The sequence below is a fragment of the Pseudomonas batumici genome (genome assembly GCF_000820515.1).
In the GTDB taxonomy this organism is placed as follows: Bacteria; Pseudomonadota; Gammaproteobacteria; order Pseudomonadales; family Pseudomonadaceae; genus Aquipseudomonas; species Aquipseudomonas batumici.
Map to the genome: position 1 here is coordinate 1 of NZ_JXDG01000065.1, position 15,691 is coordinate 15,691.

The window sequence follows — 15,691 nt, forward strand, 5'->3', positions numbered from 1 at the left end:
TAGAGCGGCAGGACCATGAACGGCAGGTAGGAATAGACCACCCCGATGTAGACCGCGAGGTTGGTGTTGAGGATCTGCAAGGGCTCGTGGATCAGCCCGATCCCCATCAGGAAGGCGTTCAACAAGCCGTTGTTGCTGAGAATCCCCATCCAGGCGTAGACGCGGATCAGGATCGCCGTCCAGGTCGGCATCATGATCAGCAGCACCAGCACGGTCTGCACTTCCTTGCGCGCCCGGGCGATGGCGTAGGCCATCGGGTAGCCGATCACCAGGCACAACAGCGTGCTGAAGAAGGCCATCCGCAGCGAACCGAAGTAGGCCGCCAGGTACAGCTCGTCGTCCCCCAGCATCGTGTAGTTGCCGAGGTTGAGGATGATCTGCAGCTTCTGTTCGACGAAGCTGTAGATCTGGGTGTACGGCGGAATCGCCACGTCCGCTTCGGCGAAGCTGATCTTCAGGACGATGAAGAACGGCAGCATGAAGAACAGGAACAACCAGAGGAAGGGAATCCCGATGACCGCCTGGCGGCCACTGGGGGTCATTCGTTGCACCAGGGACTTGAGGTTCATGAGCGCAGTACCACGCCGCTGTCGTCTTCCCACCAGACGTAGACCTGGTCACCCCAGGTCGGCCGCGCGCCACGGCGCTCGGCGTTGGCGACGAAGGACTGCACCAGCTTGCCGCTCGGCAACTCGACGTAGAACACCGAGTGGCCGCCCAGGTAGGCGATGTCATGGACCTTGCCGCTGGACCAATTATGCTCGCACTCGGGCTTCTTCAGGGTGACCAGCAGTTTCTCCGGACGAATCGCGTAGGTGATCGACTTGTCCTGCACCGAGGTGCTGACGCCATGGCCGACGTAGATATTGCGGTCCAGGTCCTTGCAACCGATCAGCGCGTGGCCCTCGGCATCGTCCAGCACTTCACCTTCGAAGATGTTGACGTTGCCGATGAACTCGCAGACCAGGCGGCTGGTGGGGGTTTCGTAGATGTCGATCGGGCTGCCGATCTGGGCGATCCAGCCCAGGTGCATGATGGCGATGCGTTCGGCCATGGTCATGGCTTCTTCCTGGTCGTGGGTCACCATCACGCAGGTCACGCCGACCCGCTCGATGATCTCGACCAGCTCAAGCTGCATCTGCGAGCGCAGCTTCTTGTCCAAAGCCCCCATCGGTTCGTCGAGCAACAACAGCTTCGGCCGCTTGGCCAGGGAGCGGGCCAGGGCCACGCGCTGACGCTGGCCACCGGACAGCTGGTGTGGCTTGCGCTTGGCGTACTGGCTCATCTGCACCAGCTTGAGCATTTCAGCCACGCGAGCGTCGATCTCGGCCTTGGGAATCTTGTCCTGTTGCAGGCCGAAGGCGATGTTCTGCGCCACGGTCATGTGTGGGAACAGCGCGTAGGACTGGAACATCATGTTGATCGGCCGTTCGTAGGGCGGCAGGTCGGTGATGTCGACACCGTCGAGGTAAATCCGCCCTTCGGTCGGGCGCTCGAAGCCGGCCAGCATGCGCAGCAAGGTGGACTTACCCGAACCCGATCCGCCCAGCAGGGCGAAGATCTCGCCCTTCTTGATTTCCAGGGACACGTCGTCCACGGCAACCGTCTCGTCGAACTTCTTCGTGACCCTGTCGATCTTGACCAGCACCTGTTTAGGTGTCTGGTCGCCCTCGAGGGCTTTCTTATAGGCGCCGGAGGCAACTGCCATTTGTAAAACTCCCAACAAGATTTAGCCGCCGGGCCTGGGTGACCCGGCTTTGGATGGTTCGACCCTCGGGCGTCACTTGCCCGACTTGACCTTGGTCCAGCTGCGGGTCATCAGACGTTGGATCTTCGGGGGTAGCTCAGCATTGACGTACAGCTTGTCCACGACGGCTTGCGGCGGGTAGACCGCTTCGTCGGTACGTACGGCCTGATCCATCAGAGCGCCAGCCTTTGGGTTCGGGTTGGCATAACCGACATAATCGCTGACCTGGGCAATCGCGTCAGGTTGCAGCAGATAATTGATAAAGGCGTGAGCCTCCTTGACGTTGCCGGCGTCCTTGGGAATCGCCAGCATGTCGAACCAGAGGTTGCCGCCTTCCTTGGGAATCGCGTAGGCGATGTTCACGCCTTTCCCGGCTTCTTCGGCGCGCTTCCTGGCCTGGAAGACGTCGCCGGAGAACCCGGCCGCCACGCAGATTTCGCCGTTGGCCAGGTCCGAAATGTACTTGGATGAGTTGAAGTAGGTGACATAAGGACGGACCTTCAGCAGCTTCTCCTCAGCCAGTTTGTAGTCCTTTTCATTGGTGCTGTTGGGACTCAGGCCCATGTAGTTGAGCACCGCCGGCAGCATTTCATCGGCGGAATCGAGGAACGCCACGCCGCAGCTGGAGAGTTTCTTGATGTTCTCCGGCTCGAACAGCACCGCCCAGGAGTCGATCTTGTCGACGCCCAGCGCCGCCTTGACCTTCTCGACGTTGTAGCCGATGCCGTTGGTCCCCCACAGATAGGGCACGGCGTACTGGTTGCCCGGGTCGTTCTTTTCCAGGCGTTTCATCAACGTCGGGTCAAGGTTCGAATAATTGGGCAGCAGCGACTTGTCGAGTTTCTGGAACGCACCCGCCTTGATCTGCTTGCCGAGGAAGTGGTTGGACGGCACGACCGCGTCGTAGCCGGTATGGCCGGCCAGCAACTTGCCTTCCAGGGTTTCGTTGGAATCGAAGACGTCATAGACCGGTTTGATCCCGGTCGCCTTCTGGAAATCGGCCAGGGTGGTCTGCCCGATATAATCCGACCAGTTATAAATATGCACGGTCGGGGCCGCTTGCACACTGACCGCCAAGGTCAGGCCCGCGCCCGCCAGCATGGCTTTGCGAAATAAAGAAAAAAACACGTGGAGGTCCTCTGATCCGCGGGAGCTGCCAAAGGCTGCGCAGCTCCCGTGGGTTGTCTCAAATCGACTTATTTACCCGATTTGATCTTGGTCCAGATGCGCGTCATGTCACGCTGGGTCGCCGCCGGCAGATCGGCGATGGCATACAGCTTGGCCTGCACCTCGGCTGGCGGGTAGATGCCCGGGTCGCTGGTGATGCTCTTGTCGACCAGCGCGGTGGCCTTCTCGTTACCATTAGGGAAACGCACGCTGTCGGTGATCGCGGCCATGACTTCCGGCTTGAGCAGGTAGTTCATGAACTTGTAGGCCGCTTCGGGGTTTTCCGCATCTTTAGGGATCGACACCATGTCGTAGAAGCTGCCAGCCCCTTCTTTCGGGATGCTGTAGGCCACTTTGACCTTGTCGCCGGCTTCGGCGGCACGGGCCTTGGCCTGCTGGACATCGCCCGAATAACCGACGGCGACGCAGATGTTGCCGTTGGCCAGGTCAGAGATGTACTTGGACGAGTGGAAGTAGGAGATCGACGGACGCAGTTTGAGGAACAGATCTTCGGCTTTCTTCAGATCTTCCTTTTTCTGGGTGTCGGTCGGCAGGCCCTGGTAGTGCAGGGCGACCGGCAGCATTTCGGTCGGCGAATCGAGGAAGCTCACGCCGCAGCTCTTGAGCTTGGCGAGGTTCTCCGGCTTGAGCACCGCGTCCCAGGAATCGATCTTGTCCACGCCCAGCGCGGCCTTGACCTTCTCCGGGTTGTAGCCGATGCCGATCGAGCCCCACATGTAGGGGAAGGCGTGCTTGTTGCCCGGGTCGCTGACCGAAACGGCCTTGAGCAGCGACTTGTTCAGGTTGTCGTAGTTGGTCAGCTTGGACTTGTCCAGCTCCTGGTAGACACCGGCCTTGATCTGCTTGGCCAGGAAGTTGTTGGACGGCACAACGATATCGTAACCGGACTTGCCGGCCAGCAACTTGGCTTCCAGGGTTTCGTTGCTGTCGAATACGTCGTAGACCACCTTGATGCCGGTTTCTTTCTCAAAGTTGGCAACGGTGTCCGGTGCAATGTAGTCGGACCAGTTGTAAACGTGCAGCACCTTGTCGTCCGCGTGAGCAGCACCGGCCATTGCACCCGCCAACGACAGGGCGAGGAAAGTCTTGCCGGCTACGTTCTTACCTAATGCCTTCATGCGTCATGCTCCAATTGTTCTTTTTAACCCGCTGTTCGGCGGCCTATTCCAGGGCAACTCGAAACAGTGGGGGTAGTCTGGCAAGATCCAAGGCAGCCTTTCAAGAAAAGACCACCCTTTCTGATTGCTCTGAGCGAAAGCACCTACACCGTGCTTCCGATTTCAGAGCCTAGCACTTAGCCCTGCAACGCACTCAGGGTCAGATCCAGGCACTTGCGTGCCTTGGCCACCAACTCGTCGATCTCGGTTTTGCTGATCACCAGTGGTGGCGCGATGATCATGGTGTCGCCAACCGCACGCATGATCAGTCCATTATCGAAACAGAACTGCCGGCAGATCATGCCGACGCCCCGACCTTCATACCGCGCACGGGTGGCCTTGTCCTTGACCAGCTCGATGGCCCCCAGCAGGCCCACACCGCGAACCTCACCCACCAGCGGGTGATCGTTCAGTTCCCGCAGACGTTTCTGCAAATAGGGTGCCGTTTCGCCCCGAACGCGCTCGATAATTTTTTCTTCGCGCAGGATGCGGAGGTTTTCCAGGGCCACGGCGGCGGCCACCGGATGCCCGGAATAGGTGAAGCCGTGGTTGAAATCGCCGCCTTCGTTGAGCACCGCGACCACTTCGTCGTTCACGATCAGGCCACCCATGGGGATGTAGCCGGAGGTCAGGCCCTTGGCGATGGTCATCATGTGCGGCTTGAGGTCGTAGAAATCGCTGCCGAACCACTCGCCGGTGCGGCCGAAACCACAGATCACTTCGTCGGCGACAAAGAGAATGTCGTACTTGGCGAGGATTTCCTTGATCCGCGGCCAGTAGCTGTCCGGCGGCACGATCACCCCGCCCGCGCCCTGGATCGGCTCGGCGATAAAGGCGCCGACGTTGTCCACGCCAAGTTCCAGGATCTTTTCTTCCAGTTGGTTGGCCGCCCAGACCCCGAACTCCTCCGGGCTCATGTCACCGCCCTCGGCAAACCAGTACGGCTGCGGGATGTGGACGATGCCGGGGATCGGCAAGTCGCCCTGCTCGTGCATATAGGTCATGCCACCCAGGCTCGCGCCGGCCACGGTGGAGCCGTGATAACCGTTCTTGCGGCTGATGATGACCTTCTTGTTCGGCTGGCCCTTGATCGCCCAGTAGTGGCGGACCATGCGCAGCATGGTGTCGTTGCCTTCGGAGCCGGAACCGGTGAAGAACACATGGTTCATGCCTTCAGGGGCAACGTCGGAAATCGCCTTGGCCAGCTCCAGCACCGGCGGGTGGGCGGTCTGGAAGAACAGGTTGTAATACGGCAGCTCGCGCATTTGCCGGCTGGCGGCGTCGGCCAGCTCGTCGCGGCCGTAGCCGATGGCCACGCACCAGAGGCCGGCCATGCCATCGAGGATCTGATGGCCTTCGCTGTCCCAGAGGTAGACACCCTTGGCGTGGGTGATGATGCGCGGGCCTTTCTCTTTCAACTGTTTGAAGTCGCTGAACGGGGCCAGGTGGTGATCGCTGCTGAGGGCCTGCCATTCACGGGTTTGCGGGTTGTTGCTGGTCATACGCTTCTCCTAGATTCCAGTAGGGACGCGGTCTTCATGCACCGCGCCCGGCCCATCAGACGGCGAAGAGCAGGAATTCCCGCTCCCACGAACTGATGACGCGCTTGAAGTTTTCATGCTCGGCCCGCTTGACCGCGACGTAGCCTGTGATGAATTTCCTGCCCAGGTATTTCTCGATGGTCTTGCTGTTTTCCATCCGCTCCAGGGCGTCCTCGATGGTCAGCGGCAGGCGCAGGTTGCGGCGCTCATAGCCACGACCGACCACCGGGGCGCTCGGATCCAGGCCCTCGACCATACCGATGTAGCCGCACAACAGGCTTGCAGCAATCGCCAGGTAAGGGTTGGCGTCAGCCCCCGGCAGGCGGTTTTCCACGCGGCGGTTCTGCGGACCTGCATCCGGTACCCGCAGGCCGACGGTGCGATTCTCCTCGCCCCATTCCACGTTCACCGGTGCCGACGTGTCCGGCAGGAAGCGGCGGAACGAGTTGACGTTCGGCGCGAACAGCGGCAACAGCTCGGGAATCAGTTTCTGCAGGCCACCGATGTGATGCAGGAACAGCTGACTCATGGTCCCGTCTTCATTGGAGAAGACGTTCTTGCCGGTCGCGATGTCGATGATGCTCTGGTGCAGGTGCATGGCACTGCCCGGCTCGCCGGTCATCGGCTTGGCCATGAAGGTGGCCGCCACGTCGTGCTTGAGCGCCGCTTCGCGCATGGTGCGCTTGAACACCAGGATCTGGTCGGCCAGGGACAGCGCGTCACCATGCCGGAAGTTGATCTCCATCTGCGCCGTGCCGTCCTCGTGGATCAGGGTGTCGAGGTCCAGATCCTGCAGTTCGCACCAGTCGTAGACATCTTCGAACAGCGGGTCGAATTCGTTGGCCGCTTCGATGGAGAAGGACTGGCGACCGGTTTCCGGGCGACCGGAACGGCCGATCGGCGGTTGCAGCGGGTAGTCCGGGTCGTCGCTGCGCTTGGTCAGGTAGAACTCCATTTCCGGCGCCACGATCGGCTGCCAGCCCTTGGCGGCATAGAGCGCCAGGACCTTCTTGAGCACGTTGCGCGGCGACAGCTCGATGGGGTTGCCCCGCTTGTCGTAGGTGTCGTGGATCACGATGGCGGTCGGCTCGATGGCCCAGGGCACCAGGTACACGGCGTTGCTGTCCGGACGGCAGACCATGTCGATGTCGGCCGGGTCCAGCAGTTCGTAATAGATGTCGTCTTCGACATAGTCGCCGGTCACGGTCTGCAGCAACACACTCTCGGGCAGACGCATGCCTTTCTCGGCAATGAACTTGTTGGTCGGAGAGATCTTGCCCCGGGTGATGCCGGTGAGGTCGGCAATCATGCATTCGACTTCTGTGATCTTGTGGTCTTTCAACCAATCGGTGAGCTGGTCGAGGTGGTTACTCATAAGTGCCTCTGGGTTGGGTATCCTGACGTCTATTATTACCAGTCAGGCGTTCCTTGACGCATCAGTGTCGCGTTGCAGGACCCGCTTTCGATGGGAGGGAGAACCGGTAAACAGGACGCCATCCGGACCGTCCAGAATATCGGACGGTTCAAGCCGCTCGGCCAGGGAGGCAAGGATCGGCGGCAGCTCTTTGGCTGCGCCGGCGACGGCACGGACATGGGGGTCGCCACTGATGTGACAGGCATGCAAACCGATCGGTCTGGAGCATGCGGTGACGCCGATCAACGGCAGGCGAGACATGAAACACCCCGGTATTATTACTGTTATGGGTTTAAATCGAGCTTAGCCTTGTTCATTTTTTTACACAACACCCCCGTAAAAAATACAACACGGCCCGCTCAAGCCCGCGGTACCGGAGACCGACCAGCGGAAAAAACCGCCCCAAAAGGCCGCAAAAAAGCCCCTCGAGCGCTTTTTCAGGGCAGAAAAGGCCTCGCTTGACTTCGGCATGCCGTTCGGGTTGACTGAAACCAGAAAAGATCAATGATTGATATTTTTAACAACAAAGGTGTTGCATCATGTCGGTACCCCCGCGTGCCGTTCAGCTTAACGAAGCGAACGTGTTCCTTAAGGAACATCCTGAGGTTCTGTACGTTGACCTTCTGATTGCGGATATGAATGGTGTGGTGCGTGGCAAGCGCATCGAACGCACCAGCCTCCACAAGGTTTACGAGAAAGGCATCAACCTGCCGGCCTCACTTTTTGCCTTGGATATCAATGGCTCGACGGTGGAAAGCACCGGCCTGGGCCTGGACATCGGTGATGCCGACCGAATCTGTTATCCGATCCCCGACACCCTGTGCAATGAGCCTTGGCAAAAGCGCCCGACCGCGCAACTGCTGATGACCATGCACGAACTCGAAGGCGAACCTTTCTTCGCCGACCCTCGCGAAGTCCTGCGCCAGGTCGTCAGCAAGTTCGACGACATGGGCCTGACCATCTGCGCCGCGTTCGAGCTTGAGTTCTACCTGATCGACCAGGAGAACGTGAACGGTCGCCCACAACCGCCCCGCTCGCCGATCTCCGGCAAACGCCCGCACTCGACCCAGGTCTACCTGATCGACGACCTCGACGAATACGTCGACTGCCTCCAGGACATCCTCGAAGGGGCCAAAGAGCAAGGCATCCCGGCCGACGCCATCGTCAAGGAAAGTGCCCCGGCGCAGTTCGAAGTGAACCTGCACCACGTCGCCGACCCGATCAAGGCCTGCGACTACGCGGTCCTGCTCAAGCGCCTGATCAAGAACATCGCCTACGACCATGAGATGGACACCACCTTCATGGCCAAGCCTTACCCGGGCCAGGCGGGCAACGGGTTGCACGTCCATATCTCGATTCTCGACAAGGAAGGCAAGAACATCTTTGCCAGTGAGGATCCCGAGCAGAACGCCGCGCTGCGTCACGCGATCGGCGGTGTGCTCGAGACCCTACCGGCGCAGATGGCCTTCCTCTGCCCGAACGTCAACTCCTACCGTCGTTTCGGCGCGCAGTTCTACGTGCCGAACTCGCCGAGCTGGGGGCTGGACAACCGCACCGTGGCCCTGCGCGTACCGACCGGGTCCGCCGATGCGGTGCGCCTGGAGCACCGGGTCGCCGGCGCCGACGCCAACCCGTACCTGTTGATGGCCTCGGTATTGGCCGGTGTGCACCACGGCCTGACCAACAGGATCGAGCCGCCGGCCCCGACCGAAGGCAACAGCTACGAGCAGAACGAGCAGAGCCTGCCGAACAACCTGCGCGATGCCCTGCGCGAGCTGGACGACAGCGAAGTCATGGCCCAGTACATCGATCCGAAATACATCGATATCTTCGTGGCCTGTAAAGAGAGCGAGCTGGAGGAGTTCGAACACTCCATCTCCGACCTCGAGTACAACTGGTACCTGCATACCGTGTAAGCGGTTGCGGTGATACAGAAGAACGCCGCCGGCCTTGGGTCCGCGGCGTTTTTTCATGCCCGCCTGCCGGCGGATCGCCAGCAAGCCGGCTCCTACATATTCAGCGCTGCGCGCAATATTCGGTACGACGCGATACCGTTGGAGCCGGCTTGCCGGGACGCTGCACCGCGGCGATGACGCACTCACAGACACCACAGAACCGACCTCGCGTACAATGCCCGCTGCCCTTGCCGGAGAACCCCATGAACCGCCCCGCCATCGCTCGCAAACCCCGTGCACGCAGCCAGGCCCGGATCGACTCGATCCTCGACGCCGCCCGCACCTTGCTTGCCGCCGAAGGCGTGGCCAGTCTGTCGATCTACAGCGTGGCGGAACGGGCCGGGATTCCACCCTCCTCGGTCTATCACTTCTTCGCCAGCGTCCCGGCCCTGCTCGAAGCCCTGACCAACGATGTGCACGCGGCCTTTCGCGCCACCCTGCAGGCGCCCATCGACCATCAGGCCCTCACCGGCTGGCGCGACCTGTCACGGTTGGTGGAGCAACGGATGCTGACCATCTACGAGGAGGATGCCGCGGCGCGTCAGCTGATCCTCGCGCAGCATGGCCTGACCGAGGTCACCCAGGCCGACCGCCAGCACGACATCGAGCTCGGCGACCTGATGCACAAGCTGTTCATCCGGCATTTCGAATTGCCGGCGTTGCCGACGGAGGTCGATGTGTTCGCCTTGGCGATGGAGCTGGGGGATCGGGTCTATGCGCGGTCGGTCCAGTTGCACGACCAGATCACGCCACGCATGGCGGAAGAAGGGATGCGGGTGTTCGATGCCTACCTGGGACTGTACCTGCCGCCCTATCTGCCCAAGCGCGAAAGCCCGCTATAACGAACGACGCCGACCCTTGTAGGAGCCAGCTTGCTGGCGATGGTCGTCAACGATAACGCGGGGCATCAGCATGATCGCGGTGTGGCGACACTCATCGCCAGCAAGCTGGCTCCTACAGGAACCGCGTTAAACCCAGGGTCAGAACGGCGCGTCACCGAGAATGGTCGCCCGGTGCATCACCCGCCGGTTCGGCCGGTAGTCGTCCACCGCGTAATGCTGGGTCACGCGGTTGTCCCAGAAAGCCACGTCATTCTCCTGCCAGCGCCAGCGAATGGTGAACTCCGGCCGCGTCGCGTGGGCGAACAGCAACTTGAGAATCGCCTCGCTCTCGGCCTCCTCCAACTCGTTGATACGGGTGGTGAACCCCTCATTGACGAACAACGCCTTGCGCCCACTCACCGGGTGCGTGCGGACCACCGGGTGCGACAGCGGCGGATTGTTCCTGCGGGTCTCCTCCCAGCGCGCCAGATCCTCGGGGGTATTGCCGAAACGCTCGACGGGAAACGACTTGATGAAGTTGTGGGTGGCCGTCAATCCGTCCAGCAGCCGGCGCAACGGCGCCGACAAGGTCTCGAACGCCGCGATGCCGCTGGCCCACAAGGTGTCGCCGCCAAACGCCGGCAACTGCTTGGCACTGAGCACCGCGCCCAGCGCCGGGGTCGGCAGGAAGGTCACATCGGTGTGCCAGATCGCGTTGTCGCGCACATCGGTCACCGCCGTGTCGAGGATCAGCACCTCGGGCTGTTCCGGCACGTTCGGGTAGATCGGATGAATGTGCAGGTCGCCGAAATGGGCCGCGAACCTGGCCTGCTGCACCGGGTCCAGCGGCTGGTTACGGAAGAACAGCACCTGATACTTGAGCAATGCCTGCTGGATGACATCGCGGTGTTCGACACTCAACGGCCGGTTCAACGCCACGCCGTCGATCTGCGCGCCCAGGGCGGCGCTCAGGGGAGTAAGGGTCAGGCTCATGATCGGTCTCTTCCAATACGCGCCGGGCTATCGGCGTAGTCAGTACGTTGTGCTTTGTCAGTGGGCCTGGCCATGCCACGGCACCAGCTTGCGTTGCAGGGCGCGCAAGCCCATCTCCATGGCAAAGGCGATCAGCGCGATCACCAGGATCCCCAGCACCACCACATCGGTCACCAGGAACTGCGCCGCCGACTGCACCATGAAACCCAGGCCGCTGGTGGCGGCGATCAGTTCGGCAGCCACCAGGGTCGACCAACCGACGCCCAGGCCGATGCGCACACCGGTGAGAATGTCCGGCAAGGCGCTGGGCAGGATCACATGGCGAATCAGCTGGGCACGGGTGGCGCCCAGGGATTGCGCGGCCCGCAGCTTGGCCGGGTCGACCGTGCGCACACCGGTGGCCGTGGCGATGGCGATCGGGGCGAAAATCGCCAGGTAGATCAGCAGCACTTTCGACAACTCGCCAATACCGCACCAGATCACGATCAAGGGCAGGTAGGCCAACGGCGGAATCGGTCGATAGAACTCGATCAACGGATCGAGAATGCCCCGGGCGATCCGGTTGTGGCCGATGGCGATGCCTATGGGAATCGCGGTCAGGACCGCGGCGCCCAAGGCCAGGCCGATGCGCCCCAGGCTCGCGCCCAGGTGCTGCCACAGGGTCGAGTCCATGTAACCCGTGGTCGCCAGCAACCAGGCTTTTTCCAGCACCGCGCCAGGCGGCGGCAGGAACAACGGCTCGATAAGGCCTACGGAGGTAACCGCCCACCAGAGCAGGATCAGCCCCAGCAAGGTCAACCCGCTGATCCAACGCGTGCTCAGGCTACGGCGCACAGACACTGCTTTCGGCTTGCTCGCCACCGTCACCGGCCATTCATAGCTGCTCATACGAACTCCTGCCGCCGGGCGGCGCTGCGTTGGGAGAACACACGGGCCAGCACATGCTCGCGGGTTTCGATGAAACGCGGGTCGGACTTGATCGCCCGGGCCGATTCGCCGGCGCTGTAGCGCTGGCCAAAATCCAGGCTCAGGCGCTCGACGATCTGCCCCGGGTTGGGCGCCAGCAGGATCAGGTCGGTGGCGAGAAAGACCGCTTCTTCTATATCGTGGGTAATCAGGAACACCGGCTTGGCGGTGCGTCGCCAGACTTGCAGCAACAGCTCCTGCATCTGTTCGCGGGTAAAGGCGTCGAGGGCACCGAACGGCTCGTCCATCAGCAGCACCCGAGGGTCCGCCGCCAGGGCACGGGCCAGGCCGACACGCTGTTTCTGACCGCCGGAAAGTTGCCAGATCCGCCGGGTGTCGAAGCCGGCCAGGTCCACCAGGGCGAGCATTTCCCGGGCGCGGCTTTCGCGCTGCTCCCGCGGCACACCCGCCAGTTCCAGGCCGAAGCCGACGTTGGCCAGCACATCCTGCCAGGGCAGCAAGGCATCATCCTGGAACACCACCCCACGCTCCGCACTCGGGCCCTTGACGGGCACGCCGTCGAGGGTGATGCGGCCGGCGCTCGGTTCGACGAAGCCGGCGATCAGGTTCAACAGCGAGGTCTTGCCACTCCCCGACGGCCCCAAGGCCACCAGCAGTTGCTGGGGTCCCAGGCTCAGAGAGATATCCGCCAGCACCGGTTCGGCCGCGCCGGGGTACTGTGCGCTGATGCGCTCCAGCTGTAACAAGGCCATGACGACGGCTCCTCGGGTGAATCAGTTAGTGATGAACTGGGCGCTCACATAGGGGGCGTAGTCCGGCAGCACGGCTTCGACCTTGCCCTGCTCTTTCAGGAAGGCCGCGGTGTCGGTGATGGCCTGGGCGGTCGGCTTGCCAAGCACGCTGACCTGATCGGCCGCCAGCGGGTAGACGTTGCCTTGCAGCAGCAGGGGAATGTCAGACGCCTTGGCGCCGGAGAGCTTCACCAGCTTGTCGACATTGCCCTTGTCCGCCAGCCAGGCTTGCGGGTCCTTGCGGTATTGCGCGTAGGCATCCAGGGTGACCTTGGCGAAGGCCTTGACGATCTCCGGATGCTTCTCGGCGAAGTCCTTGCGCACGATCCAGGCATCGAAGGTCGGCGCCCCGAACTTGGCCAGTTCGCCGGAAGTGATCAGCACCTTGCCGTTTTCCTTGGCCACGCCCAGGGCCGGATCCCAGACATAAGTGGCGTCGATATCACCGCGTTTCCAGGCGGCAATGATGGCCGGCGGCGCGAGGTTGAGAATCTGTACTTTCGACGGGTCGATCTTCCAGTGCTTCAACGCGGCCAGCAGGCTGTAGTGCCCGGTGGAGACGAAGGGCACGGCAACCTTCTTGCCGACCAGGTCCTGGGGCGAGTTGATCCCGGAGCCGTCGCGAGCCACCAGGGCTTCCGCAGCGCCGATCTGGGTGGCGATCAGGAAGGTCTGCACCGGCACCTTGCGGGTGATGGCCGCGGTCAGCGGGCTGGAACCGAGGTAGCCGATCTGCACATCGCCCGAAGCGATGGCGGCGATGACATCGGCGCCGTTATCGAATTTGCGCCAGTCGATCTTCGCTTGCGTGGCTTTTTCATAGGCGCCGTCAGCCTGGGCGACTTTCGCCGGATCGACGGTGGTCTGGTAGGCCACGGTCACGTCGGCAGCCTGGGCAAAAACGCTGGCCCCAGCCAGGGACAAGGCCGCCAGGAGGCGGAGTGGAGCATGCAGTTTCATGGGACAAGTTCCTCGACAGGCGACCGGGAATCGGTATGTCGAGAGACTAAATGATCTAAGAAACTTAAAATAAATAACTTATATGCATTAGCTTATGAGTCAAAGCATGACATCTGCCAGCGCCTGCACAGGCTGTGTGGCAGCAAACCGGAGGAAAACGGATGAGCCCATCAGCCCACAGGACTCAAACCGACGAATGAAGGTGCAAGCCGCGTTTTTTCTTCTATGGTTCTTGGCACGCCATGGATCCATTGCCCGGCTAATTCAGACAAATGCTGTAATAAATTGACGGAGGTGGCTGCGTTTAGCCATGATTGCGTCGCTTTTTTGAAATTTCCTGTCTATGAGAACTAATCTCAAATACAGACGGCTCTCAAAAAGCAACTAAAAATACTGTTCAGAAATAAGCTTGAAGGCCGACACAGTCCTCAGGCTTGAGTTATTGCTCAATCGATTATTCCTGAATCGTCTTAAAAAGGACGAAATAGTTCTTTTTGGGTTTATGAAAAGTTTCATTACCCTGCACGGACCAAATTGACGGCGGTTAGACCAAAGTCTAGGCATGATTTGTTACGATTGACTTACCAGTCACGACCTGGTGCTAATCGCGCATCTGTGGCTACAAGGGGGCGCTAGATCCCAAGCCAGGACACACAAAAATTAGAAATGAGAGGAGCTGTACCATGAAGAAGTCTACCTTGGCCCTGGCTGTGGCCGTGGGGGTTTTGGCGCAACACGCTTACGCAGAAACGCAAGCTGAAGCCAAAGGTTTTATCGAAGGCGCGACGTCGACCCTGGGTCTGCGTAACTACTACATCAATACCGATAACCGTGACCAGAATGCCAAAGCTGCGAAGGCTCAGAGCCTGAACTCGGAATGGGGCCAAGGCTTCGATCTGCGCTTCAACTCCGGTTACACCCAAGGCACCGTAGGTTTCGGCCTTGATGTCATCGCCCTGGAAGGCATTCGACTGGACACCGGTCGTGGCACCAACGGTGCGACCACTGTCAGCTCGGGTACCACGATGTTCCCAGCCGAAGCCACTGGCGGTAAAAACGCCAAGTCGGTCAATGACACCGGTAGCCTGGGTCTGACCGGTAAAGTCCGCGTTTCGCAGACCGAACTGAAGATCGGTACCCTGCTGCCGAACAACCCGGTGATCAAGTACAACGACGGCCGCCTGCTGCCACAAACCTTCACCGGTGGCGAGCTGAAGTCGAACGAGATCAAGGACCTGACCCTGACCCTCGGTCAAGTCGAGAAGGCCAAGGGCCGTAACTCGAGCAACGACGACGACCTGTCGATCGCCGGCGCCAACGGCGGCGCCTCCAACTTCTCCCAGGGCACCACGGGCAAGTTCAGCAACAAGTTCCAGTACGCCGGTGCCGACTACAAGATCACCAAGGATCTGGTCGCTTCGTACTACTTCGGCGAGCTGAAGGACTTCTACAAGCAGAACTTCCTGGGCCTGGTACACAACTGGGCCATCGGTCCTGGCGTACTGAAAAGCGACCTGCGTTACTACCGCAGCCGCGATGACGGCAACAACGGCAACATGTCGTCCTACTTCACCTCCGGCTACTACAACGGCACTGTCACCAAAGGCAAGGTCGACAACAACCTGTACAGCTACCTGGCTCTGTACTCGGTCGAAGGTCACACCTTCGGCGCTGGCTACCAGTACAGCAACGGCCAGAGTGACTTCCCTTGGCTGAACCAGGGTGACGGCTCGTCGAACAGCACCATCACCGACATGCAGATCCAGAAGTTCGCCCACGCCGGCGAGCGTACCTGGCAGGGCCGTTATGCCTATGACTTCGCCAAAGTTGGCGTACCTGGCCTGACCGCTGGTGTCATCTACCTGCGCGGCAACAACGTCCTGACCCCGACTGGCCCAGCCACCGAGTGGGAACGTGACATCGCCGTCAGCTACGTGGTACCGGAAGGCACCTTCAAGAACGTCGGTGTGGCCTGGAAAAACGCTATGTGGCGTAACGATATCATCGGTCAACGCACCCAGGACGAAAACCGCCTGATCGTCAGCTACTCGATCCCGCTGCTGTAAGCGTGACCGTGTAAATTGAGATCCACACTCAGCCCGGCGCAATGCCGGGCTGAGTGCTTCACGTATTGCTTGATACTACCTTTTCAGCTTCGACCCGAACGCCAACTTCCTACATCACGGCGTCAAGTACC

Annotated in this window: 13 protein-coding genes and 1 pseudogene; 3 read left to right on the forward strand and 11 right to left on the reverse strand. The window is 60.8% G+C overall.

Annotated features, from left to right (window positions below; translation table 11 throughout):
- The 7 genes and pseudogenes from UCMB321_RS25410 to UCMB321_RS30370 form a co-directional block, all read right to left on the reverse strand.
- A partial coding sequence (locus UCMB321_RS25410) for an ABC transporter permease (protein WP_483414364.1) occupies positions 1–542 on the reverse strand: 542 nt, incomplete at its 3' end.
- Between the two features lie 23 nt (positions 543–565).
- Entirely contained in the window at positions 566–1,708 is a 1,143-nt protein-coding gene (locus UCMB321_RS25415) for an ABC transporter ATP-binding protein (protein WP_040071431.1), read from the reverse strand.
- A 72-nt stretch (positions 1,709–1,780) separates the two neighbouring features.
- Positions 1,781–2,875 carry a polyamine ABC transporter substrate-binding protein gene (locus UCMB321_RS25420; RefSeq protein ID WP_157016065.1) on the reverse strand — a complete coding sequence of 365 codons (1,095 nt, stop codon included), beginning with the start codon at positions 2,873–2,875 and terminating at the stop codon, positions 1,781–1,783.
- Between the two features lie 68 nt (positions 2,876–2,943).
- Positions 2,944–4,053, reverse strand: a complete 1,110-nt coding sequence (locus tag UCMB321_RS25425; RefSeq protein ID WP_040071433.1) for a polyamine ABC transporter substrate-binding protein — start codon at positions 4,051–4,053, stop codon at positions 2,944–2,946.
- 176 nt (positions 4,054–4,229) lie between these two features.
- On the reverse strand, positions 4,230–5,594 hold the full coding sequence (locus tag UCMB321_RS25430) for an aspartate aminotransferase family protein (protein WP_040071434.1): 1,365 nt from the start codon (positions 5,592–5,594) through the stop codon (positions 4,230–4,232).
- Between the two features lie 55 nt (positions 5,595–5,649).
- On the reverse strand, positions 5,650–7,008 hold the full coding sequence (locus UCMB321_RS25435) for a glutamine synthetase family protein (protein ID WP_040071435.1): 1,359 nt from the start codon (positions 7,006–7,008) through the stop codon (positions 5,650–5,652).
- A 90-nt stretch (positions 7,009–7,098) separates the two neighbouring features.
- Positions 7,099–7,308 (reverse strand): annotated as a pseudogene (locus tag UCMB321_RS30370) (gamma-glutamyl-gamma-aminobutyrate hydrolase family protein); the annotation flags it as partial.
- 278 nt (positions 7,309–7,586) lie between these two features.
- Between UCMB321_RS30370 and UCMB321_RS25440 the strand changes: the two are divergent.
- Both UCMB321_RS25440 and UCMB321_RS25445 read left to right on the forward strand, forming a co-directional pair.
- Positions 7,587–8,963 (forward strand): glutamine synthetase family protein, encoded by a 1,377-nt coding sequence (locus tag UCMB321_RS25440; protein ID WP_040071436.1) that lies wholly within the window; start codon positions 7,587–7,589, stop codon positions 8,961–8,963.
- 242 nt (positions 8,964–9,205) lie between these two features.
- Positions 9,206–9,844 (forward strand): TetR/AcrR family transcriptional regulator, encoded by a 639-nt coding sequence (locus UCMB321_RS25445; protein WP_040071437.1) that lies wholly within the window; start codon positions 9,206–9,208, stop codon positions 9,842–9,844.
- A 138-nt stretch (positions 9,845–9,982) separates the two neighbouring features.
- On the opposite strand, the gene tauD is transcribed toward UCMB321_RS25445, so the two are convergent.
- Genes tauD through tauA form a run of 4 tightly spaced genes read right to left on the reverse strand, consistent with a single transcriptional unit; the run spans position 9,983 to position 13,494 of the window.
- On the reverse strand, positions 9,983–10,816 hold the full coding sequence (gene tauD, locus UCMB321_RS25450) for a taurine dioxygenase (RefSeq protein WP_040071438.1): 834 nt from the start codon (positions 10,814–10,816) through the stop codon (positions 9,983–9,985).
- Positions 10,817–10,873: 57 nt separating this feature from the next.
- Complete coding sequence (gene tauC / locus UCMB321_RS25455; protein ID WP_040071439.1) at positions 10,874–11,704, reverse strand: taurine ABC transporter permease TauC; 831 nt, start codon at positions 11,702–11,704, stop codon at positions 10,874–10,876.
- Positions 11,701–12,495 (reverse strand): taurine ABC transporter ATP-binding subunit, encoded by a 795-nt coding sequence (tauB, locus tag UCMB321_RS25460; protein WP_040071440.1) that lies wholly within the window; start codon positions 12,493–12,495, stop codon positions 11,701–11,703. The genes tauC and tauB overlap by 4 nt, the downstream gene beginning before the upstream one ends.
- Before the next feature lie 21 nt (positions 12,496–12,516).
- Complete coding sequence (gene tauA, locus UCMB321_RS25465) at positions 12,517–13,494, reverse strand: taurine ABC transporter substrate-binding protein (RefSeq protein ID WP_040071441.1); 978 nt, start codon at positions 13,492–13,494, stop codon at positions 12,517–12,519.
- Positions 13,495–14,177: 683 nt separating this feature from the next.
- Between tauA and UCMB321_RS25470 the strand changes: the two genes are divergently transcribed.
- Entirely contained in the window at positions 14,178–15,560 is a 1,383-nt protein-coding gene (locus tag UCMB321_RS25470; RefSeq protein WP_040071442.1) for an OprD family porin, read from the forward strand.
- Positions 15,561–15,691: the final 131 nt, after the last annotated feature.

What these genes read in the sequence shown, in the direction of transcription:
- UCMB321_RS25430 (WP_040071434.1), bottom strand. Translation starts at nt 5,594, where the DNA reads ATGACCAGCAACAACCCGCAAACCCGTGAATGGCAGGCCCTCAGCAGC.
- tauB (WP_040071440.1), bottom strand. Translation starts at nt 12,495, where the DNA reads ATGGCCTTGTTACAGCTGGAGCGCATCAGCGCACAGTACCCCGGCGCG.
- tauC (WP_040071439.1), bottom strand. Translation starts at nt 11,704, where the DNA reads ATGAGCAGCTATGAATGGCCGGTGACGGTGGCGAGCAAGCCGAAAGCA.
- UCMB321_RS25445 (WP_040071437.1), top strand. Translation starts at nt 9,206, where the DNA reads ATGAACCGCCCCGCCATCGCTCGCAAACCCCGTGCACGCAGCCAGGCC.
- UCMB321_RS25435 (WP_040071435.1), bottom strand. Translation starts at nt 7,008, where the DNA reads ATGAGTAACCACCTCGACCAGCTCACCGATTGGTTGAAAGACCACAAG.
- tauD (WP_040071438.1), bottom strand. Translation starts at nt 10,816, where the DNA reads ATGAGCCTGACCCTTACTCCCCTGAGCGCCGCCCTGGGCGCGCAGATC.
- UCMB321_RS25470 (WP_040071442.1), top strand. Translation starts at nt 14,178, where the DNA reads ATGAAGAAGTCTACCTTGGCCCTGGCTGTGGCCGTGGGGGTTTTGGCG.
- UCMB321_RS25440 (WP_040071436.1), top strand. Translation starts at nt 7,587, where the DNA reads ATGTCGGTACCCCCGCGTGCCGTTCAGCTTAACGAAGCGAACGTGTTC.
- tauA (WP_040071441.1), bottom strand. Translation starts at nt 13,494, where the DNA reads ATGAAACTGCATGCTCCACTCCGCCTCCTGGCGGCCTTGTCCCTGGCT.
- UCMB321_RS25415 (WP_040071431.1), bottom strand. Translation starts at nt 1,708, where the DNA reads ATGGCAGTTGCCTCCGGCGCCTATAAGAAAGCCCTCGAGGGCGACCAG.
- UCMB321_RS25425 (WP_040071433.1), bottom strand. Translation starts at nt 4,053, where the DNA reads ATGAAGGCATTAGGTAAGAACGTAGCCGGCAAGACTTTCCTCGCCCTG.